Source organism: Nocardia grenadensis NBRC 108939 (genome assembly GCF_001613445.1).
GTDB lineage: Bacteria > Actinomycetota > Actinomycetes > Mycobacteriales > Mycobacteriaceae > Nocardia > Nocardia grenadensis.
Genome location: NZ_BDCJ01000003.1, coordinates 272,296 through 294,476, shown reverse-complemented (window position 1 = coordinate 294,476; position 22,181 = coordinate 272,296). Strand labels below are relative to the sequence as shown.

At 66.4% G+C, this 22,181-nt stretch carries 15 protein-coding genes; 9 read left to right on the top strand and 6 right to left on the bottom strand.

All coding sequences use genetic code 11. The annotated features are described in order from the left end of the window. The first annotated feature begins 180 nt into the window (after positions 1 to 180). A complete protein-coding gene (locus NGR01S_RS03520) occupies positions 181 to 1,704 on the top strand; it encodes an alpha/beta fold hydrolase (RefSeq protein WP_084480322.1) in 1,524 nt (507 codons plus the stop codon). Between the two features lie 322 nt (positions 1,705 to 2,026). Here the strand turns inward: NGR01S_RS03520 and NGR01S_RS03515 are convergent, their stop codons facing one another. Further along, positions 2,027 to 3,004: an ATP-binding protein gene (locus NGR01S_RS03515; RefSeq protein WP_245664419.1), complete on the bottom strand. Its 978-nt coding sequence runs from the start codon at positions 3,002 to 3,004 to the stop codon at positions 2,027 to 2,029. Positions 3,005 to 3,969: 965 nt separating this feature from the next. Here NGR01S_RS03515 and NGR01S_RS03510 point away from each other — a divergent pair. The 4 genes from NGR01S_RS03510 to NGR01S_RS03495 all read left to right on the top strand — a co-directional run bounded on the left by NGR01S_RS03510 (position 3,970) and on the right by NGR01S_RS03495 (position 9,429). Further along, entirely contained in the window at positions 3,970 to 5,094 is a 1,125-nt protein-coding gene (locus NGR01S_RS03510) for a cytochrome P450 family protein (RefSeq protein ID WP_307718757.1), read from the top strand. A gap of 514 nt (positions 5,095 to 5,608) precedes the next feature. Beyond that, entirely contained in the window at positions 5,609 to 6,598 is a 990-nt protein-coding gene (locus NGR01S_RS03505) for a radical SAM family protein (protein WP_063034689.1), read from the top strand. 18 nt (positions 6,599 to 6,616) lie between these two features. Then, complete coding sequence (locus NGR01S_RS03500) at positions 6,617 to 7,843, top strand: cytochrome P450 (RefSeq protein ID WP_084480321.1); 1,227 nt, start codon at positions 6,617 to 6,619, stop codon at positions 7,841 to 7,843. Between the two features lie 728 nt (positions 7,844 to 8,571). Next, entirely contained in the window at positions 8,572 to 9,429 is an 858-nt protein-coding gene (locus NGR01S_RS03495; RefSeq protein ID WP_063034961.1) for an aldo/keto reductase, read from the top strand. A 738-nt stretch (positions 9,430 to 10,167) separates the two neighbouring features. Here the strand turns inward: NGR01S_RS03495 and NGR01S_RS03490 are convergent. Beyond that, positions 10,168 to 10,473 carry a hypothetical protein gene (locus NGR01S_RS03490; protein WP_157107095.1) on the bottom strand — a complete coding sequence of 102 codons (306 nt, stop codon included), beginning with the start codon at positions 10,471 to 10,473 and terminating at the stop codon, positions 10,168 to 10,170. 17 nt (positions 10,474 to 10,490) lie between these two features. Between NGR01S_RS03490 and NGR01S_RS03485 the strand changes: the two genes are divergently transcribed. After that, positions 10,491 to 11,468: a YdcF family protein gene (locus NGR01S_RS03485; protein WP_063034686.1), complete on the top strand. Its 978-nt coding sequence runs from the start codon at positions 10,491 to 10,493 to the stop codon at positions 11,466 to 11,468. 637 nt (positions 11,469 to 12,105) lie between these two features. Here NGR01S_RS03485 and NGR01S_RS03475 read toward each other — a convergent pair. Further along, a complete protein-coding gene (locus NGR01S_RS03475) occupies positions 12,106 to 12,570 on the bottom strand; it encodes a DUF6228 family protein (protein ID WP_218020707.1) in 465 nt (154 codons plus the stop codon). Positions 12,571 to 12,855: 285 nt separating this feature from the next. Between NGR01S_RS03475 and NGR01S_RS03470 the strand changes: the two genes are divergently transcribed. Continuing rightward, the gene (locus NGR01S_RS03470; protein ID WP_157107094.1) at positions 12,856 to 13,047 is read left to right on the top strand and encodes a hypothetical protein; all 192 of its coding nucleotides are present in this window, start codon (positions 12,856 to 12,858) and stop codon (positions 13,045 to 13,047) included. Between the two features lie 139 nt (positions 13,048 to 13,186). Here NGR01S_RS03470 and NGR01S_RS03465 read toward each other — a convergent pair whose 3' ends face one another. After that, positions 13,187 to 14,830 (bottom strand): hypothetical protein, encoded by a 1,644-nt coding sequence (locus NGR01S_RS03465; protein ID WP_063034683.1) that lies wholly within the window; start codon positions 14,828 to 14,830, stop codon positions 13,187 to 13,189. A gap of 150 nt (positions 14,831 to 14,980) precedes the next feature. Here NGR01S_RS03465 and NGR01S_RS03460 point away from each other — a divergent pair, with 150 nt between their 5' ends. Together NGR01S_RS03460 and NGR01S_RS03455 are read left to right on the top strand one after the other, a co-directional pair. Then, positions 14,981 to 18,082: a hypothetical protein gene (locus tag NGR01S_RS03460; protein WP_157107093.1), complete on the top strand. Its 3,102-nt coding sequence runs from the start codon at positions 14,981 to 14,983 to the stop codon at positions 18,080 to 18,082. A 786-nt stretch (positions 18,083 to 18,868) separates the two neighbouring features. Next, entirely contained in the window at positions 18,869 to 20,797 is a 1,929-nt protein-coding gene (locus NGR01S_RS03455; protein WP_063034681.1) for a S9 family peptidase, read from the top strand. A gap of 70 nt (positions 20,798 to 20,867) precedes the next feature. On the opposite strand, the gene NGR01S_RS03450 is transcribed toward NGR01S_RS03455, so the two are convergent. After that, positions 20,868 to 21,353 carry a hypothetical protein gene (locus tag NGR01S_RS03450; RefSeq protein WP_063034680.1) on the bottom strand — a complete coding sequence of 162 codons (486 nt, stop codon included), beginning with the start codon at positions 21,351 to 21,353 and terminating at the stop codon, positions 20,868 to 20,870. Positions 21,354 to 21,376: 23 nt separating this feature from the next. Next, on the bottom strand, positions 21,377 to 21,853 hold the full coding sequence (locus NGR01S_RS03445; protein ID WP_063034679.1) for a GreA/GreB family elongation factor: 477 nt from the start codon (positions 21,851 to 21,853) through the stop codon (positions 21,377 to 21,379). Between the last annotated feature and the right edge of the window lie 328 nt (positions 21,854 to 22,181).

Sequence of the window (22,181 nt, the reverse complement as noted above, 5' to 3'; positions counted from 1 at the left end):
AAAAACAGATTTCAGGGCCCTGACCGCGGTGAGCGTGGTGCGTCATGGATGACGACCCCGAAAGCCCCGGCGTCGCCGGGGCCGGCTTCAGCAAGACGACACCGACGCCTGCGCCAGACCCGAAACTGTCCGAGCGTCGGAAACAGGATGCGGACACAGATATCGTGGACAGGAGATCCGATGCCGATTCGATGGATTCGATGGCTGGTGCTGGGGGTCATCACGGCGGCCACATTCGCCACAGTGCCCATGGGGTCGGCGCGCGCCGACTCGGCCGATGACATCCCGGCCGGGCTGGGGTCGTTCTATCGCCAGCAGTTGGCCTGGGGGTCGTGTGACGACGCGGCCCTCGACGGTGCGGGCGCGCAGTGCGCGGGCGTCGCCGTGCCCCTCGACTACAGCCGGCCGGACTCCCGCACGCTGACCGTGGCGATCTCGCGTATCCCGGCCACCGACCCGGACCGCCGGCGCGGGATCATGCTGTCCAACCCGGGCGGTCCCGGCGGTCCGGGCCTGAGCATGATGGCCGGCCTACAGGAACGGCTCACGCCGGACGTGCGTGCCCAGTACGACCTGATCGGCATGGACCCCCGCGGTATCGGCCGATCGGATCCGGTGAACTGTGCGCTGCCGCTGCCCACCATGTTGTTCTCCGCCGGTTTCGACGCCTTCGGCTTCGCACGTGATACCGCTCTGGCCGCCGCGCTCGCGGCCTCCTGTGTGGCACCCGATCCGGAGAAAGCCCGCCAGATCACCACCCGCAATACCGCCCGGGACATGGACATCATCCGCAGCGCATTCGGTGAAGGCAGGCTCAACTATTACGGCGGCTCCTACGGCACCTATCTCGGCGCGGTGTACGCGCAGATGTTCCCCCGGCGCACCGATCGGATGGTGCTCGACAGCGCCATGGACCCGGACCGCTACTGGATCGGCACGTACCAGGACATGGGTGCCGTCAACGAGGCCGGGCTCGACGACTGGGCGATCTGGGCGGCCGGCCGCGACGCCGACTACCACTTCGGCAGCAGCGGACCGCAGGTCCGCGCCTTCGTCGAGGATATGATCCGCGGCGCCGCCGCGCATCCGGTCATCGGCAACGGCTATCTCATCGATGAGCACACCGTGCCGATGATGCTGTTGGCGCTGTTGTCGAATCCGCACAAGAACGCCGACCTCGCCGCGGTCGTGCGGTTCGTGGCCGACGCGGTGTCCGGGCTCCCCGTCGACATGGAGCAGCTGAAAACGAAGATCAGCGGCGGCGTCCCGATGGACGCGTCGGGTATGGCCGCGGTCCTGTGCGGCGACCGGGCCGCACCCCGCGACCCGGCCTGGTATCAGCGCAATATCGAAAACGCCCGGGCGACCCAGCCGGTGTTCGGCGCATTCGCCAACAACATCACCGCGTGCGCGTTCTGGCCGGACCCGATCGAGGAACCCACCGCTGTGCACAATGCGGCGCCGGCCCTGATCGTGCAGGCGACCCGTGACACTCGCACTCCCTACCGGCAAGGCCTCGCTCTACACGAGGACCTGACCGCGTCGCGAATGGTCACGCTGGCGGATACCCGCGTGCACGGCGTCCTCCGCGCCGACCTGAGTCGCTGCGTGCACGACGTCGTCAACACCTACTTCGGTGACGGAACCCTTCCCGACGCCGACATCACCTGCCAGCCCGACCCCGGCTCTCTCCCTGATCACTAGGTATCACCACTTCTCGGTCCGGACCGGGTCACCGTCTTCCTCCCGCGGGGCCGCGGAACTGTCGTTATCGGAACGGATCGCGGCCGTCATCGGAATCGATATGGTGCCGCCGCGGTCCGCTGGACGGCGACCTGGTCATAGTCCACGCCTCGGATATCGCATCACGCCGACGATCGGTGCTGCCACGGCCTTCCGGCGTCGACTCCGCAACTGTCCGTCGATGGCGAAAATGCCCATCATCTGCGACCACCGAACCATGGACGTGGCGGCCACGAAAAGAAGGTGGTCACAGGCGAATCGGCGCCGTATCTGTCGGGTGGGGCTAGTGGGTGGCCAGCGCGGCGGATTGCCCGGAGCGTAGATCCGGACCCAGGACGAAATCGGGGTCGATCTGCGTGATCACATCCCGGCCCGCCCAGGCTTCGGCATTGCGGATATGGAATTGCACCGTGTGGTGGTGGTATGTCTTCCAGTCCCGGTCGACGGTGTCGAGCGCGGCCCGGATCTCGCCGAGAGCATTGCGGTTATCCGGTTCGAGGTCGGTGATCGGCCGAATATCGCCGCGTTCGGCGGCCCGGACGTGGGCGGAACGTCCTATCCAGCACAGCAGGTCGTTTCCGACCTGTTCGCGCAGGAACTCGAGGTCCTGCTCGTCGGAGATCTTGTTACCGATCACCGCGATGCGGATGCCGAAATCCTTGGCGTATTCCAGGTACTGGCGGTAGACGCCGACACTGCGCAGTGTCGGTTCGCACACCAGCGCGGTCAGGTCGAAACGCGTGAACAGACCCGATGCGAACGAGTCGGCGCCGGCGGTCATATCGACCACCACGTACTCGCCCGGAAGATCGACCATATGGTTGAGCAGCATCTCGGCGGCGCCGACCTTGGAGTGGTAGCAGGCCACTCCCAGCTCCTCTTCGGAGAAGCGGCCGGTCACCATCAGCCGCGCGCCCTGGATTTCCCGTACACAGGCGGAGTAGATCGGGTTGTCCTCCACCACGCCGAGCAGCCGTGACCCGTTTCCCGGCGGAGTGGTTTTGAGCATCGCCTCGCCGGAGGGGATTCGCGGGTTGTCGCCGCGCAGATGGTCTTTGATCAAGGGCAGATGGTCGGCGAGGGTCGGCAGCGCCGCCGATTCCTCCTCGGTGGCGCCCAGCGCGGTCGCCAGGTGCTGGTTGATGTCGGCGTCGATTGCCAGTACCGGCACGGCCTGCGCGGCCAGCTGGCGAATGAACAGTGAGGACAGGGTCGTCTTGCCGCTGCCGCCCTTCCCGACGAAGGCGATTTTCACCGCCACACTTCCTTCCCGTAGGTAACGAAATTCATGTTCGATAATGACGCCGGTAATGTATCGGACGCGTCGCGGGGTGCACACGGCGGCCGGTGCCCACTACGTTCGGAAGTGTGTTCGCAGTGTGGATTTCGCCGGCGACGTCGGTGGCCGGCCGAACACGGGGGAGCGCCGTCGAACGCACCCGTTGCCCAGATGAGCGTCGTCGTGAGTGTGCAGGCGTGCGGCATCCGGATTCCTTCGAGCGCAGCCGGAAACTCTGTGGCCCCGGCCGGGCGTTCGGAGCGGGACCGGCGATCTGCGCGTCGGCTCGACCGGGGCGTGGACCGCGACAGAGTGCCGGTCCGCCGCGGCGACCGAGCGCGCCCCTGGTGAACCTCTGTCGGCACAACGCACCGGCGCCCGGTCGCTTTGCCCGGTTGTAAAGAAGGCCGCCGGCCCGGAATTCTCCTAAGCCGCGTATTTTGGCGGAAATGTGACATTTAAAAGCTGCTAAACGGGTTTCGGCTTCGCGGAGCGAGGAGTAACTGCTCGAGGGGGTGGCCGGAAGGTATGGGATCGCCGGGATCGCGGGCGCGGATCACGGAACTGATTGCTGTCGAGCGAGATTGGGTCAACGACGCGGCGCATGGGCGCTGCCTGCGCCTTCGGGAGGCGCGGCGGTGCCGCCCGGCCTCTCCGGCCGGATGTCGGTGCGGCGGGGAGTGGCCGATCGCACCGGGCTCTCGCTTGCGGTGAATCTGTCGCACCAATACTGTTCCGACACAAGAGATGGCCTATAAGGGACAATCTCTTGGATCTGTCGCTGTTTATCTCAATTGGAGTTCCCGGCATTGACCAAATCTCTACCGTCGTCCGAAATCGTTACCGCCCAATGCCCTTACTCCGTTCCGGACCCGGCCGGTGCGCCGCCACGCGTTGCTCTGTACACCGAGGAGTACGCTGCCGATCCGCATCGTGTATTCGCCGAGATGCGCGATCGCTACGGCACTCTCGCGCCGGTGGAGCTGGCCCCCGGCATCCCGGCCACCTTGGTACTCGGCTACCACACCGCAATCGACATCTTCAACGACCCCGATCATTTTCCGGCCGACGCGCGGTCGTGGGAGAAGACGGTTCCTGCCGACCACCCGCTCATGCCGATGATGGCATGGCGTCCCAATGTGATGCGTAGCACCGGACGGGAACATGCCCGGTACCGGCAGGCGATCACCGCCGCTCTCGACGGGGTCGACCTGTTCTCCATGCATCAGAATGTCGAAGAGGTTGCCGCGCCACTGATCGACGGCTTCTGTATGGACGGTCGTGCCGAAGTGATCGGTCAGTACGCCTTCCCGCTGACCTTCCAGGTGCTCAATGCCATGCTCGGGTGCCCGGCGGATCTCGGGCAGCACATCGCCGCCGGGATGGCCGACATGTTCGAAGGCGGCGCCGCCGCCACCGACGCGGACGCCAGGATCAACGAAGCGCTTCTGGAGCTGGTCGCGCTCAAACGTGCCGAACCCGCCCGTGACATCACCTCTCGCCTGGTGGGTCATTCGGCCGGGCTCGGTGATGCGGAGATGGTGCACCAACTGGCCGTACTCTATGGGGCGGGGATAGAGCCGCTGACCAATCTGACGGTCAACACCCTGCTTCTCATGATCACCGACCCGCGGTTCACCGGCATATCGTCACCGGGCACGGCCCCGACGACCCGGGACGCGCTGAACGAGCTGCTGTACACCGATCCGCCGATGGCGAACTACTGCCCCAGCTACCCGAGGCAGCCGATGATGCGGGACGGAGTCTGGTTGCCCGCCGATCAGCCGGTCGTCATCAGCATGTCGGCGTGCAACAACGATCCGATGATCCACTCGGGCCAGTACACCGACAACAATGCGCATCTCGCATGGGGTGCCGGCCCGCATGCCTGCCCCGCCAAGTCGATCGCCTATATGGTGGCCCAGAACGCGATCGATCAGTTGCTCGATGCGCTTCCCGAAATGCGGCTCGCCTGCCCGATCGACGAACTGCGCTGGCGGCCGGGACCTTTCCATCGCGCACTCGCCGCCATGCCCGTGGAGTTTCCCCCCTCGCCCCCGCTCGGTCTGTGACATCACCGCGGTGCGGCCGGTCCCGGCTGCACCGCGGTGATCCACGGTGTGGTATTTCGCTGCCGATGCATTGAGAATCTCAACATCGAATACCGCTGCCGCCGTAATATATCCGGTCAGACCATAACGAATTACCAAGAGTGCCAGTGATAGCGTGGAACGATCACGCTGTATCAGGGTTTGTCCTAGAATCATTCGTAGCGCTAACGAGCCCAGAACCGTACGACCGCTCCGTATCCGCATTCTCGCCAACCATCTGCCGATCCACTGGACCATCAAGCGCACCGGGGGCGCATGTCGATTCTCGACATGCGTGGCTCGCCGGTGACATCCAGCAGCGTGCAAACCCATGCCGCATCGCCCCGAGGAGGATGTCGTGTCTCAGCCCGTTTTCCTGGACGTCAGGCCAAGCAAGGAACGCATTTTAACCAGAGCATTCGAGATCGCGCAAGAGGATCCGGCACTGGCGGAGCGCTTGCTGCGCGTGAACGAAGTAGCCCGAGGTATTCGAACGGTGGAGGTCTGGGTTACCGACGCCTGTAATCTGCGGTGCAAGGGCTGCTGGTTCTTCGAACACGATATGGACAAGCAGAGCGTCGAGATCCGCGATCTGGACACTATTCGCGCCTTCGCCGAAGACCTGCGCGATGCCAAGAAGATCACCAGTACGCTGCTGATCGGCGGTGAGCCGGCGTTGGTCCTGGATCGGGTCCGCGTGTTCGCGGAGACGATCCGCAATGTCACCGTGGTGACGAACGGGACGCGGCCGATACCCTATGACGGGCTGGAGGATCTCGCGATCGCGGTATCCCTCTGGGGCGGTGGACCGGTGGACGATGAGTTGCGTGGTCACGGGCCCAACGGCCGGCGGATGAGCGGGTTGTTCGGCAAGGCACTGCGCACCTATGCCGGCGACCCACGGGCCACCTGGGTCTACACGCTCAGCGAGGCCGGGATGCCGTACCTCGAACGAACCGTCGAGGCCATCGCCGCCAACGGCAATCAGATCAACTTCGGCTACTACAGCGACAACGGCACCGATCCCACTGCGCGACTACGCAATGAAGAACGGGCGATCGAGGAAATGACCCGTATGCGCGAGACCTATCCCGATACCGTCATCGGGGATCCTTACTACTTCCGCACCTTGGTCACCGGCCGCACGCACTGGGGTACTTTCGGCGCGGAGACCTGCCCCAGTATCAGCAACGATCACCCGGCGCATGCCCGGCGCCTGACCGAGGGGCACCCGATCGTGGGCCGTTTCAACGCCTACCGGACCGATCACAGTGTGCAGTACTGCGCCACCACGGGAGACTGCGACAACTGCCGGGACAGTCAGGCCGTGTGGAGCTGGCTGCTGGTCAATATGCATCGTTTCCTGGGTGATCGCGATCAGCTGAACACCTGGGTGACATTGGCCGAGAACTTCTACCGCCAGTACTACTGGTCTGATTACCATCCCGCCCGGCAGGCGCCGGCCGAATCGGCGGTCGGTGCCTAGGGAAGGTGAGATCCGACCATGGCGACAATGTCATTGGAGAAGGCGCGGCTCTTCTCGGATGTTCTTCGTGGTGACCCCGGCGCCCGAATCCTCTGGGCTCGGCCGGGCGTCGACCGGCATCGGCAATACGAGAAGATCCGGGCCCGAGGTGCGTTGGCCACCAGCCGGCGCGGCCTGCTGTTCACCGCCTCCCACGGCTCGAGCCAGCAGGTGCTCACCGGCGGCGACTTCGGCCCGGCGCCTATCGGGGCGTCGGCCCGCCGCCGCAACGCGGCGGGCGATGTCACACTGGTACATCCGGTCGACGACTCCTTCCTGAAGCTGGAACCGCCGCGGCACACGGAGCTGCGCTCCCTGGTCGCTCCCACGTTCCACCGGCGCGAACTGGCCGACCTCGGGCCCCGGATCGAAAAGATCGTCGGGCGTTGCCTGGACGAGCTGCCGCACGGCCGGGCCGCCGATCTGATCAGCAACTATGCCGAAGCCGTTCCCATGGCGATGATCTCGCATCTCCTCGGGCTGCCGGATACCGAGGCCCCGCGCTTCGCCGCCTGGGGGAACGTGCTCGCCTCATTGCTGGACGGCGCCAGAACAGCGGAGGAACGGCAGCGCTCCCGTGCCCTCGTCGGTGAGATGACAGCGTACTTCCGGGAGAGCCTGAGCCACGCCGACCCGGAGGGGCCGGGGCTCCTCGCCGGTTTGGCGCAGCACTGCCCGGCCCGGCTGAGCCTGCGTGAGGCCATCGCGACGTGCAGCATGCTGCTGGTCGGCGGCTTCGGCACCACCACGCATCTGCTCGGAAACACCCTGTACACGCTGCTGCGGCAGCCGCACCTGCGCCCGACCGACGGCGATTACGGGCCGGTGATCGAAGAGTCCCTCCGCTACGACACCCCCGTCCAGTACGTCGTCCGCGTCGCCAAGACCGATACCCGGCTCGCCGGTCGGTCCATCACCGCGGGAACGCCGATCGTGGTGCTGTTGGCCGCGGCGAATCGTGATCCGGAAATCTTCAGCGATCCACACGTATTCGATCCCCTACGCCGGGAACCCCATCGTCACCTCACCTTCGGTGCGGGAATCCACTTCTGTCTCGGCGCCGCGCTGGCCCGTGCGGAAGCGGCTGTCGCTGTCCAACGCTTCTTCGAACGGTATCCGAACGCGCACGTCGCAGGGAAGGTGGCGCCGCTGCGTTCCCGCGCGCTCCACGGGTTGCACCGGCTGCCGGTCACGCTCGAGGCGTGAGGCGCGGAGTCCTCTGCGCCGTGTCGGGCCGCCGGAGCGGGCGCCGTCGCGGCGTTCGCGGCCCCGCCTCGGCCGCTGGACTTCCGGCGCGACACCGGTATGAACAGCGAACGTGGCCGCGGCCGTCCGGTCGGTGGTACCGAGGGCACCGGCTGCCGCGCGGTGGTCCGGGGCCATATCGGTGACGGCCGGGGCGGTCCGACCGTCGGTCCCGTCCTGCCGTCACGGGGTTGTGCCCAGCGGCCTGATCGCCGGGAAGGCTCAATTGCCGGCCGGAATCGCCGCCGAGGCGAGTACGTGCTCGGCCGTGATCTCGGCGGCCGCGTAGCCGATCGGCCGCTGTGCAGGCGCGACAGCAGCACCGACAGCACGCCGGCCTCGTAGCCACCACGGCGCCAGCGCCCGCCACGACGACGCTAACCCACTGAGGCGGGGTACCGGACCAGCCGATCAGCACTGACCCCCCCTCGTCCAATGCAGTTCCTGATCAGCAGAGGGTCGGGAGATACCTGCCGCATCCTCGCGACGAATCCGGGCCCGGTGCGTGGCCGGCGCCGGAAGCTGGTGCGGGTCACCTGCCAGGATATGGGCAATCCACCTGGTGGGACGTCAGCGAAACGGGTTCGAGTGTACGGGCCGCACTCCCCGCGGACACGCCATTGCCGTGCCGGACGCCAAGTGCCGGCGACCGTGCTACACCAGGGAAAACACACACAAGGAGCGCGCAAATCATGATCCTGAGCGAGACGTACACACTGTCGAACGGAGTGCGCATCCCGAAGCTGGGCTTGGGCACCTGGTTCATCGATGACGACAAGGCCGCCGACGCGGTGACCGAGGCCGTCGCGATCGGCTATCGCTATATCGACACCGCGCAGGCCTACGGGAACGAGCGCGGGGTAGGTGAAGGAATCCGGGCGAGTGGGGTCCCGCGTGCTGAATTGTTCGTGTCCACCAAAGTGGCGGCCGAGATCAAGAACCACGGTGACGCGGCCACCGCGATCGACGGCTCGCTGGCCGCGCTGGGGCTGGACCACATCGATCTGATGCTGATCCACAGCCCGCAACCCTGGGCCGACTTCCGGGGCGGGGACTACGCCGAAGGCAACCGCGAGACCTGGCGTGCGCTGGAGCAGGCCTACGCGGCGGGCAAGCTCCGCTCGATCGGCGTCTCCAACTTCGAGCAGCGCGACCTCGACAACATCCTGTCGGCGTGTACTGTCGCACCGCAAGTGAACCAGCTGCTCGTCCATGCGGGCAACACCCCGGCCGAGCTCATTGCGTACTGCGAAAGCAAGGATGTTCTCGTGCAGGCGTATTCGCCCATCGCGCACGGCGCGATCCTGAAGAACCCGGAGGTCCGGGCGATGGCCGACCGGTACGGGGTCAGTGTTCCGCAGCTCTGTATCCGCTACACGCTGCAACTGGGGACGGTGTCGCTGCCGAAGACCGGCAACCCCGACCATATGCGCAGCAACGCCCAGGTCGATTTCGTGATCACCGACGACGATATGGACGTGCTGCGAAATATGCGAGCCCAGGACTACGGCGAGCACAGCGTATTCCCGGTGTACAGCGGCAGGTGATGCCGCCGTTCCCGAGGAACTCGTCGGGTCGGCCGGAGTCATTCCAGGGCTACGCGCAAGCGGTCCGAGCACTTATCGGGTGCGCGGTCGATGCCGAGTTCGGGCAGGCACCTGGTCACGACCGGCACGCCGGACGGGCGGACCCATTATGCGGAGACACGGCAAAGCTGGAGCGAAGAGCAGACCCGTATCCCACCGGAAGTTGCGCCTGCGGAGGCCGAATGGGTTCTGCCCGCGGAGCGGTTGCACACCGCCGGCATCACCACAGTTGTCCTGGCCGGGCTGGCGACAACCTCCGGGGTCGAGTCACCGCACGCAGCGCATACGACCTGGGCTTCGACGTAATAGTGGTTGCCGATGCGGTCGGACCCCGACCCCGCCGGACACGAAAGGTCGCTGACCCGGGTTTTCCCCGTACTCGGCAGAACCGCCACCATCGGGGAAGCTCTCGCCCTGATCACCTGACCGATCTCGCGGTTCGGCACCGCTCCGCCCGCGTATCCGGAGTCGTGGCGGCCGGTGCGGACCTCCTCGGCACCCGGGTGTCCTGGTCGGAGGTCGGCGGCCGATACGAGTCCAGCAGAATGCCCGGCGTATCTCCCTCATCGAGTTACGCCGGGCGTCCCGGTGGTTCGTCGTGGGCTCGGGTCGAGTCGGCGGCTCTCGTGCGGCGAGGCAGGCCATTGTGGACCGATAGTAGGCCGGGCCGCCGCTACCACCGATGTGCGAATCCGAGGGTCACGTGGTTTCGAGTATGTCGGTGCTGTCGCTGGTTCCCGCTTGTTTCGTCGGGGTGCGGGCGGCCACGACCCGGGCGAGTTGCATGATCGCCACGGCGGCGATCAGCGTGGGGATGATGGTGAGGACGAAGATGGTGACCGGCGCGAGTCCGGTTCCGATGAAGAGCCCGCCCAGGGTGGGTAAGGCCGTGCCAGAAAACCGATCCAGAAGGTGGCGAAGGACAGCAGTACGCCTAAAGAAGGCCGGTACTAGCCTCGAAAGGCTGACAGCGGACTCATGGTTCTGCGCGTCGTTTCGGATCATGAGTTTCAAGAGGACGGATGAGTGGCCTGGATCTGCCGGGTGCGAACAGCCCGGCGGGGATTGCTCTGGACGCTGCCGGTCGGGTTGCACGCGCGTTGACCACCGGTATCTCGGACGCGGTCGGCAAACAGCGAGGACTGATCAGCGAGACCCGGGCCTCGGCCGGCATGTTCCTTCGTGCGGAACGTGATGCTGCGATACCGATCGATACGTCCGCCCGAGCGTTGATCAGGAACGATCAGGTCTACGGCGGGCGCCGGGAAGACGCCTACACCGCATGGTTCGAGGAGCTCCGCGAGCGCGGTGTGGACACAGACCGGGCGATGTCGGACCTGGGAAAACTGTGGGATTATCTGCGCTACGACCCGAAATGGGGGATCGATCCAGCACGGAACTACGGCGGAATCATCTTCTTCGGCAGCAAAGACATCGGCGGCGCCTCGGTGATCGCGAACCTGGTCCGCGACCGCGGGTTCGGCGATGTCCCTGTCGTGTTCTCCGGAAGCAACGGCGAAGCAGCCAAATTCCGGCTGGCCGCAGAGAAGATGAAACTCGACCCCCGGCAGATCATCGAGGAACCCAAAGCCGCCAACACGGGTCAGAACGCTGCCTTCTCGGTCCAGATGCTCGCCGACCACGGCCGCGATATCTCCTCGCTCATCGGCGTGTGTACCCCGTTCCACGCACGCCGGGTATGGGCCACGATCATGCAACAGGGCATTGCCGACGTGAACGGCAAGCGTGTTTCGGTCGATCATGTCGCCATGTCCACCCCGGACGTCTCCCTGGAGAACTACATGAAGTACGGCAACCGGCCCGATGCCGATACAGCACCGCATCCGAAATCGATCGTCGCGGTCACCATGGGAGAGATCAAACGCCTCGACGAGTACCCCGCCGAAGGCCACATCGTCGGGCAAGACATCCCCGGCGAGGTCCGCGACGCCTACAACCGACTCAGTGAGACCTTCCGGCCCGCCGAACGCCGATACTGACCACCGCCTTGCGGCCAAGCGAACTGCTCCCTCCCTTGCCGCTTCCGGCTTGTGTTCATAAAAAGGCTATTCATACGGTTGAAGGACAGAAAGCATCGATGAACAGCGATGATTGCCCGTCCTAGTGTTTATGAATGCATCAATTTTTGAACAGCGAGGAAGTGTCCGCCGGCGGATGCCAACGCTTACCTCACCCCGCCCCGCCGGCGCCGGGTCTCTCGGCGCGGATCTCGACTGCCACACCGGCCGCGCGGAGCCGCCGGGCGAAGACTTCCATTTCGACCCTCGTCCCCCGGAGTCCGAACCGACCGAGTTCCCGCGCCTCCGACAGAGACAGCGGCCGTGTCGCGCGTAGGGCCTTCATCGTCACCGACGCCGGTGGGTTTTGACCTTCCCTGAGACCGAGCGCGGTCCAGCCGTTGCTGTCGAGCAGGGCCCGGCGCATCTCCACCGCCACCGGTGCAGCGCCACCCTCATGCCACATGCAGCCGCATACCCGGCAGCCGGCTTCGATGTCCCACCGGCGATCCGCGCCGACGAGCGCCTCGGTCACTGTCGCCGCGACCGGGGACCGGCAATCCAAGCAGGAGACAGGGCAGGGCGCTGATTCGGAAACGATGTCGGTCACTGCGGATACTCACATCGCGGCATCGAGAAAGGCACGGACATCTGCGGCCAAGGTGCGCATCGACTCCCCCGCGGCGTGGACGGTCGTGGTCTCGAACAGCCACATCCGGGCTGGTTCGAGACCGGGCAGACCGTGGCGGACCAGCCCCCACCGTAAGTGGACGTGGCCGCGATGCTCGGCCGACAGGGTGAGTCCGCGGTCGATGGCGCGCCAAGTGCGCGTACCGTCCCAGCCCGAGAACCCCTCGGCGAGATCGTCGAGGAACTCCACAAGGCCATCACCATCCAGGATGCGCACCGCAGCTTCGATGGGTACCGAATCACCGCAGGCCCTCACCAAGAATTCGGTTACATACTCGTCGCCGTAAGGCTCCCGGGGGCAACGAAGTTCGAGCCGGACCTCGTCAGCCTGCCGAAAATCCGTATCCGAGCGGACCATCAGTACGCACTCGCCGGACTCATCGAGGTCGATCACCCCGCGACCTTACCCATGACGGCCGCGATCCACCGACCGCCGATCCGGACACACAGCGCAGGCCAAGCCGGTGAGCACAGTCTGGTCCATCCCTATTCAGCTATGTCCATAGAAGGGTCAAACCTGAACAGTTCCGCACCGTAATCATCGCTGACCAGCGATGATTACTGGTCTCCGTGTCCAGGAATGCATCGATTTGTGGACACGGAGACGCGAAGGTGAAGTCGAGTCGCAGTTCGGTCGGATGTACAGGTGCTCGGTTATTCGATCCATCCGCGGAGCACGGTGCGCAGTTCGTCTTTCGCTGCGACACAGGACCTGCCGGGCGCGAGTTACGTCGGGCCGGACGGTCGCGGGGAGCTGCACGGGTACCCGACACTCGTGGGCCGCTCCGCGCAGGCCAGCGATGTGCACGCGGCGCAGCACCTCTCGGAGGTCCCCGAGAAACTCTCCGGCGTCCGGTTCGGTCCGGCCTGATCCACCCGGAATTCTCCCCGGCGCCCGGTGCGTTGCGGCCGGGCGGTGGCGCTCACCCGCGAAGTAATCGTGGCCTCGACGATCGCCGTGCCGATACCGGTATCGATCTCGAAACTGGTGAATTCGCCCGCACAGCGCTTCAGCTCTGCAATCGACTTCGACTCCGACCGGCGTCGGCCGGGCGCAGATCGGCGCTGGAAACGAGCAGTTCGAAAAGAACTTTCGTGGCGGGTGCTGCCCGGTCCGGTGCCAGCACTACTCCGGTGAATGCCTCGGACAGCGCCGCAGCCGGGTCCAGTTGCGATCCTCGAAAACTCCGGCCGGGGAGTTGATCGCGCCAGCGCCGGTAGCCGGTGACCGTTCGACGCAACGAATACCGCTCGTATGGGTCCACCCCGGAGAGGTACGCGGCGATCAGGGCACGCTGCGCATTCCTGCGCGCACGCAAGTCACCGGTTGAGTCCAGCAGTGCACCCAGTTCTCGCGCGATCAGCGAATACAACGGCCGCTCGGCGCATCCGGCAGCGAGTAGCCCGGCATGCTCCGCGGCGGTGATCGTCTGTCGAAGAGTCGCCGGCTCGGTCGCCGCTTGCAGGGACAGGGTGATTCGCGGGCAATCCGGATACCCGTCGAATTCGACCGGACCGGTGCCGGCCAGTTCGCCGAAACCTATGGCGGACAGTCTGATCACGGGGTACCGGGTCATCAATTCGTCGACCGCGGAAGCTACTTCGATCAGCACTTCGCCGGAAATACCCGGTGCGGCGAACCCGAACGCTCGCACGCCGTGGCGTTCAGCGAGTTCCATGGTCAAGCGGTCGGCCAGTGATTCGGCCGGTTCCTGGACGTCCGCTCGCGCAGGCCGGGCGGTTCGGCCCGGCCGCGGTGGCGTCGGTGGGGTGGGTAGCCGGGGTGGGGGCTCCGAGACGGCCGGGGCGCTGACCGGCATTCGCGTGCCGGTCGTAGTCGACCACGGCGACGATTTTCCCCGGCCGGCGGAAGCAGTTGTGGAGGTGCTGGAATCGGCAGGCACGATGGCGGTCCGGTGGCCACCTCTGGCGCCCGAGTCACCACGGCCGACGCCTGTGGCCTCCAGTTTCGGCCGAGTTGTTCGCCCGGTCCGCTGCGTCCGGTCCAGCGGCGCGGGCTGGGCCGGGGCACCGTGCGAATGATTCTCCGGATACCGGGCGCCGGCCGAAGCGGCGTCAACCGAACCGCCGGATGCACGACCCGCAGCCGAGCCGTCGAGCGCCGCACCGGCATCCGCGTGTCCGTGCAGCCGATCGGCCGACGATCCGGTGGGGGTGTGTTCCCCGACCCGATGCGCCGGTTGGGGAAGCGGATCGACCCCCGCCGGATATTCGGCCGGGTGTTGAGATCCGGTCACGGTCGACGGGCCGGTGACCAGTGCGGTCGGGTCCGACTTGCGGACGATGGCCGGTTGCCCGGTCTCGCGAATGTCCGGCACCGCACCGGTCCGCGCGATATCGCGTGCCGAGGCCAGGTCACCCCCTTCGAAAACAGCGGTCACCGCGCGCAGCTCGTCTCCGCGCCGATTCAGAGCGCGGACCAGGTCGTCCAGGTCCCTCAGTGCTTGCTGTTCGTCCGGACAGTATGTCTCGGCAAAAGCTCGACCTGTATCGTCGGTGCCCCACGGAACGCCTGTGAGGTGCACGGCTTCGCGGAGGCGTTGCATGATCTCCGAGGCCGCGGCACCGATCCGATCGTATTCCGGTGCGACGGCATGCAGCTTGTCCGGCTCGGCCCAGAATTGGTCGGCCATAGCGTCAATCCAGCAACTTCAGCAGCGAATCATTCATTGCTCCAAGGTATTTCGTCTCTGCACTGTTCCCATCGCTGAGGACCAGCAGTGCCGGTCCGACGGTTAACTGATACGCCAGCACATCGCAGGGCGACACGAACAGGAACCACGGTGGTTTACACAGCCGAGCTGTTGTCGGAAGTACCTGGCACGTTGATGGATCTGGTGATCGGGGAACTGCCGGAACTCAACGACGAGATGACACGTACTCGCGGCGACGCGGCGATCCGGGCGGGTGAGGAACTAGAGGTAATCGCCGCACAGTGCGATTCCTGCGCACAGCGCACGGCCGGCGCCATCACCGGCGAAACCGGCAAGGTCTTCGACGAGAGCGACCGCGGCATGGTCGAATGCGTGCGTGCGCAGGCCGCTGTCCTGAAAGACCTCGGCTACCAGTGCCACGCCGCCGCCGATGCCGCGGCGCAGACCCGCCACCTGATCATTGTCACGGCTATAGCCCTGGGCGCGCAGCTGGCGTGGGACGCCCTGCTCTTCTTCCAGGGGGGCGGATACAAGGCTCTGGCCGACCGGGCTGCCGCCGAGCAGACCATGCGCGCGGCGGTGGCGCAGCTGGTGCGGACGACGGCCGAGCAGGGCGCTGCGGCGGCGGCTCGGCGGGCGGCCTTCCGGGAAGCCGCGCAACAGGCCGGCAAAGCCGCTGGAATCGGCGGGCTCTTCGGCGGCGCCACCGGCGTGGCCGCGCAGATATGGGATATCGCGAGCGGGGTCCGGGAACAATTCGATACGCGAGCACTGGTGGAACTGACCGCCGCTAGTGCTCTCGGTGGGGTGGCCGGCGCCGCAGTGGGGCGCCGGTTGGCACCGGGGCTGTTGAAGCGGCTGAGTCGCGCTGCCGATGCCGGAGTCTTCTCCCGCCTCGCCGCTCATCTGGGCGGCACGTTGCTGCTCGGCAGCGCAGGAGGGCTGGCCGGCGGTGCGGCGAGCACGATTCCGTCACTGATCATTCATCGTGACGAATACAGCTCTTTGGGGGAGATGTTCGCTGTGGTGCGCGACAATGCCATCGGTGGCTTCGCCGGCGGATTCGTGGAGGCCGCCGGCGCCGCCGTCCGGGTACACAAGACCGGTCGCGACGCACTGCGCGGATTCGATACCGGGTCAGGTCCCGATAGCCCGATCCGCGTTCCCGATCTTTCGGAACGGCCGCCGATCCTCGGGCCCGAGCCGACTCCTCGGTTGCCGGAGAGCGCGCCCCGGTCTCGGACGGAACTGGAGGGTCCGGCCATCTCGGCCGACGCCGAGGCCCGGAGCAGGCCGCCGGTCCAGGAGGCGGACAGCACACACGACGATTCCGATACCACGACCCGACGCCCCTCTGATTCCGGCTTGCCGAGGGCCACCGGCGAATCCGGATCGATCCGAACCGCCGACGATTTCCAGACCCCGCAGAGTCGTTCCGATACTACCGTTCCCGGCGATGCTCCAGCGCGATCCGCCCCCGACACGGATTCGACCGATGCTCCGGTGATCAGCCATGATTCGGCGGAACCAACTACTCCGGATACTTCCGCACCCCGTCCCCCGGGGGGCCGCCCCGACACCGTATTCCGGCCTCCAAGTGCCGAGACGCCTACCCGGACGCCGTGGACCGGCGACCGTTATGTGTCCGCCGGGCCACGACCGGCCGATATCACCCCATCGCCGTGGAGCCGGCACGGCGACCCCGCTTCCACGAACCCGAATCCACCGAAGCAGCCCCCGGAAGGCGCCTCGGCCGTCTCGGCGACACCGGACACCGCTCCGCCGGCGCCCCGGGATGCCGGACTCCATCGGCCCGAGGCCGAGATCGGTCGCGCCGGTCATCGGATCGATACGTCCGGCGCACCGGAATCGGCCCGGTACGACGACCCCGGCCTCGATACCTCCGACAGACGAGCCGATCCTACCGACGAAGAACACGTCGATAAGCGCACCGGCAAGGAGCGCAGCGACGACGACCCTGCCGAGGATCCCGACATCGCAGTAGACGGCCTCGAGGACAGCGGACCGCAGGAGTGGCGCCCCTCGGCGGAGATCCGGCGAGAGATCGTCTCCCGTGTCCGCGCGCTCCAGAAAGAGGGAATGGAGGAGGTACTCGCCGATCCGGCGCGAGCGCGCGAAGTGATCGAACGCCTGGGACAGCGATTCGTCGATGAAGACATCGCGCTCATCAACCAGGCCCGCGTGGAAATGCCGCTGTCCCAGCTGTTTCCACCAGAGCAGATCGCCTATATGCGGTACTCGATCGAACGCTCGATCGCTTCCGGCTGCGTTCAGTTCAAGATCGGCGAATCGGCTCTGAGCCTGATGCTGCGTCATCCGGAGCAGGTCCGGGAGTCGCTTACGGCGTCGTACGAGACCGAGCCACCGGCTTATGCAGCCAGCTGGCTGGACGACAACTACGTCATGCATGCGCAGGACGGGTATCCACGATCGGGCGGACAGCACGCGTTCCTCCAGGCAGCGGTCCATTACCTGAACGCCGGCTGGGGAGCGCTCGATCCGGTGTGGCGCGATATCGCCGCCATCAAGGATGAACGATCAGCCGATCGTAACCCCCTCCTCGATGCCATCCCTCCGGAGCAGCGGGCGGAACTGGATCTGCCCGCCCACTTCGTCGATGACGGCGTGCCGGCCGCTGCCCCCATCGATAAATCGGTGCTGAGCGCGGCGACCAATATGACCAGCGTGCAGCAGGTGATGCGAGGCTTCCTGGACAGCCTCGGCGAGCATGCGGAACGGATCTCGGGAACTGCATGGGCCGATATTCAGCACGCCGTGATCCAGTCCCCACAGAAGCTCAGTGTTATGGCTGGTGTCACCTTCACCACGCTCGGCGAATTCACCGAGCCGCGCCGGCCACCGAGATTCGATATCAAGTTCGACGACGAGACGGGACACATCAACTCGATCACCGTCACGGGCGAGGCCAAGAATGCCCGGGCCAATAGCCGGCCTGGTTTCTGTCCTGGCTTCCAATCACTGAGACCGAGCGGGATCCAGGAGACGTCCACTGCCCGGCAGATGGAATCCGTGCAGGAGGTACTGGACGGTGCGCCGAATCGAAGTGTTTCCGGATCCAACACGTTGATGCAGTTCGGGTCCGTTCTGCTGCCGCTACTCGCTCGTGACTACCCGGAGTTGCGGCTCACCGGTCCCACGATCATCGATCGGTTGATCGAACAACGCGGGCAGAACCCGAGGGACACATAGCTGCGAGTACGACGAACCCGATAAGAACCGATTCCGCGCGACGGCCGAATGCGCTGCCCGGTTTTCCCGACCGGATCGCGCCGCGTGCGACCGGTACAGGCATCAGCGCACGGACCGGCCAGCAATGACAGACCGGGCCATCCCCGTGCCCTGCCCCGGCGCACGCACCGCTCTCCATCGCGACAAGCAGCGGTTGGCCTCGACTGGGACCTTTGGGCCGAGCAGGCCACACCACTCGGACTTGCATCCACCCTCCGTGTCGAAACGACCCGGCCGGTCAACTGCGCCGGCCTCGCCGAGCAGGTCGAGCGGGCAGCCGGCCCACCATGGTGACAACTAGCGGCGGAGGTAGTAACCCCGATCCTCGCCGAGCGTGCACTTCCGGCACGGCCTATTCGACAAGAGGTGGCGCGGGCCGATGTTGGTCCGCGCCACCTTCTTGTCGGTGGTCATCGCGTACTCGTCGTCGAGCTGACCGCGGCTCGGGTGCCGCACTGTCACGCCATCGAAAAAGGGCACTGAAAGCTCTTTCCACCAGCGTGAATTCAAATACGCGCGCCGCTGCGGAATATGTAGCGCGCGTCACCGTGAACTCGTCGAGCGCACTTTCCCGGACGAGGCCGGGCGGGCCGTTTTTCGGATTCGGCGTTCGCCGTGCCCGCATCCCGGCGATTGCGCCCCATCCGCTGAACCGGCACCGGGCGGGTAGGTCCGGACGGCCGGCTTGAGTGTGCCGTAGCGGCACAGTGTCAGATTGCTGTGACAGCCAACGAGTAGGAGCAGTCCATGACCGTGTCCGAACGCTCGACCGACCCGCGGCCGGCGCTGATCGATGTAGCGACCTTCTTCGCCGATCCCGACTTCGCACACCCGTCGATTTCGCCCGACGGCACCCGTATCGCCTACCTCGCCCCCCACCGCGGGCGGCTCAATATCTGGATTCGCGGTGTCGATCAGAGCCACGAGGACGCCGTCCCGGTCACCCACGATGCTCGCCGCGGCATCACCACGTACTACTGGACCGACAGCCCCCGGTGGCTGCTCTACCTCCAGGACACCGACGGCAACGAGGACTGGCACCTCCACCGCGTCGACCTCGAGGACCCGCGGTCACCGGCGGTCGACCTCACCCCGCTGGAGCCCGGGTCGCGGGTGGCGGGAGCGGAGCCGCTCGCGTCGGTACCGGGCAGCGTGCTGGTCACGATGAACCGCCGCCCGCTGTTCTTCGATATGTTCCGGATCGATGTCGCCACCGGGGAGACCGTCTTGCACCGGGAACAGGACGATCCGACGGCCGGGATCCTGTTCGACCGTCATGGCGAGCCGGTCTTCCGCACCGCGATCGCCGCGGACGGACTGCTCGAGATCTCCGCGATGGACCCGGGCGGGCAGACACGGCTGCTGCGTCGCCTCGGCGGTGCCGAGCATCCCATGGGCGTCCAACCCCAAGTGGTCACCGCCGACGGCAAGGGTCTGCTCGTCGGATCCTTCCAAGACGGCGACGACCTGCGGCTGGTCCGGATCGACCACGAAACCGGCGCGGAGACCGTCGTCGCCGCGGTCGACGGACACGACCTCGATATCAGCGGGATGATGCTGCCCGGGGTGCTACCGCCGCCGGTACATACCCACCGGGCCACGGGTGAGATCCTCGCGGCCCGCTTCGTCGGTGACCGCCCGCATATCGAGGTCCTCGCTCCCCACTTCGCCGAGGTCTACGCGGAGCTGCGGAAACTCTCCGACGGTGTGCTGGGCACCCTGTCCTCCGACGAGACCGGCACGCGCTGGATCGCCACGTTCGTCCACGACCGCGATCCCGGAGTCGCGTGGTTCTACGACCATGCCACCGGGGCGGCCCGGTTGCTGTTCCGGTCCTACCCGGACCGGGACCCGGCCGCCGCGGCGCCTATGGAACCTGTCGGGTTCCCCGCCCGCGACGGCCTGCCCCTGCACGCCTACCTCACCCTGCCGGTCGGCGTAGAGCCGCGGAATCTACCGCTGGTGCTGCTGGTGCACGGCGGGCCCTGGTACCACGACTCGTGGGGCTACAGCGACGAGGCGCAGTTCCTGGCCAATCGGGGCTACGCCGTGCTACAGGTCAACTTCCGTGGTTCGCTCGGTTACGGGCGCCGGCACGTGACGGCCGCGATCGGTGAGTTCGCGCGGGCGATGCACGACGACCTGCTCGACGCCGTCGACTGGGCCGTCACCGCGGGCTACGCCGACCCCGACCGCGTCGGCATCTACGGCGGCTCCTACGGCGGATACGCCGCACTCGTCGGAATCACCGTCACCCCGGACCGTTTCGCCGCCGCGGTCGACTATGTCGGCATCTCCGATCTCGCGAACTTCCTCCGCACTCTGCCGCCGTTCACTCGGGCCTACAACGTGAACAACTGGTACCGCTACGTCGGCGATCCCGAAATCCCCGAGCAGGAGGCCGATATGCGGACCCGGTCGCCGATCACCATGGCCGACCGGATCACCACCCCACTGCTCGTCGCCCAGGGCGCCAACGACGTCCGCGTCGTGCAGGCCGAATCCGACAATATCGTCGCCTCGCTGCGCGCACGCGGCGTCCCGGTCGAGTATCTCGTCGCCGACGACGAGGGACACGGCTTCGCCAACCCCGAGAACCGGATCCGGCTCTACCAGGCCATCGAAAGGCACTTCGCCGAGCACCTGGGCGGCCGCCGAGGCATCTCCCGGGCGTGATGGGTGCCCGGAACGACAGGCCTCGTAGGCCGGTACGCGGGTTCGTGGGCGTGCCGCCACGGAATGTGCGCTATCGGCCGTCGTTGTTCCGCATCGGCGTCATCGGGTGGGCGTCGGGCACCAGGATCGTCGTGTGCCATCGGGCGTCCTCCCACATCTGTTCCGGGAGAACCGAATCCGGTGGGTGGTCGAGCGGTGTGGCCAGGGCGATCACCAGCGTGGTTCGTTCGACCCGGCGGCGTCGGGCCCGGCTCATCGGCCCCGAGACCTCCAGTACTCCCGGGCCGGGACCCAGCGTGACGGGAATATCCACCCGCAGCGGCTCCGGTCTCCAGGTCGTGGGATCGGCGCCGCGCCGGGCGAGGTAGGTACGCGGAGCGTCCTCGGTGCCGAACGAGAGCCCGGACAGTGCGCGGTCGGCACGGGGGAGGCCGAAGAGTTCCCAGAACCCCGCGGACAGCCAGGACCGGATCGGCAGTGCGATCGTCCGGTCGTCCCGGACGATCGCCGGGGAATCGATATGGACAAGGGTTACCCCACTCGTGCGCACCTGCATCCTCGCACTCGATCGAACGGCCCTCATACTGGGTGAGAAGCGCTCACCACAGTGTGCCCGTAGGGGACGGCCTCGAGCAGGGTGACCCGGAATTCGGTGCCGTTGGGTACACGGTAGGTGCGCTGTTCGCCGCGCCGGGCTCCGGTGAGCGCGGCTCCGAGGGGGGAGTCGGGGGAGTAGACCTCCAGCTCGTCGTGATCGCCGGCGCGGCTGCCGAGCAGGAAGGTTTCGGTTTCGGCGGTATCGTCGTAGCGGACGGTGAGTACCATCCCGGGTTCGGCGATGCCGTCGTCCGGTGGGTCCTGCCCGAATACTGCGTTGTTCAGCAGGTCCCGGATATGCGCGATACGGGCCGAGCGCTGATGCCGAGCGGTGAGCCGGTCTTCCGGGTCGGCGTTCTCGGCCTGTCCGGCGGCATCGGCGGCGAGCAGGTCGGCCAGTTCGGACCGGAGTTGTTCGTGGGCGTGCGGTGTCAGCCATACAGGCGAGCTACTGGTCATATCCGTCCTACAGGATTTGATCGGGAAGGAGTTCTGCCGTCGGGGCCGGGGAGGAGAGGCCGCCCCGACGGCAGAACTCCGTGGAGCCGGGTACGCAGGACACCGGCTCCACGGATGGGGAGATAGCCGAGGATTCAGCCGGGTATCGAGTGCTGCACCCGATACCGTGCTGCTCGTTCGGGGTCGAGCCGACTCGTTGCGCGCGCCATGCTCACCTCCACGTCGAACGATGCGCTGTCACAGCCATCATGGCCCGCTCCGCGACGGGGCGCTTGTCGGCCTGGCACAGTTCGGCCCCCATCAGTTGTTCGTTTTCCACAACCGGGTG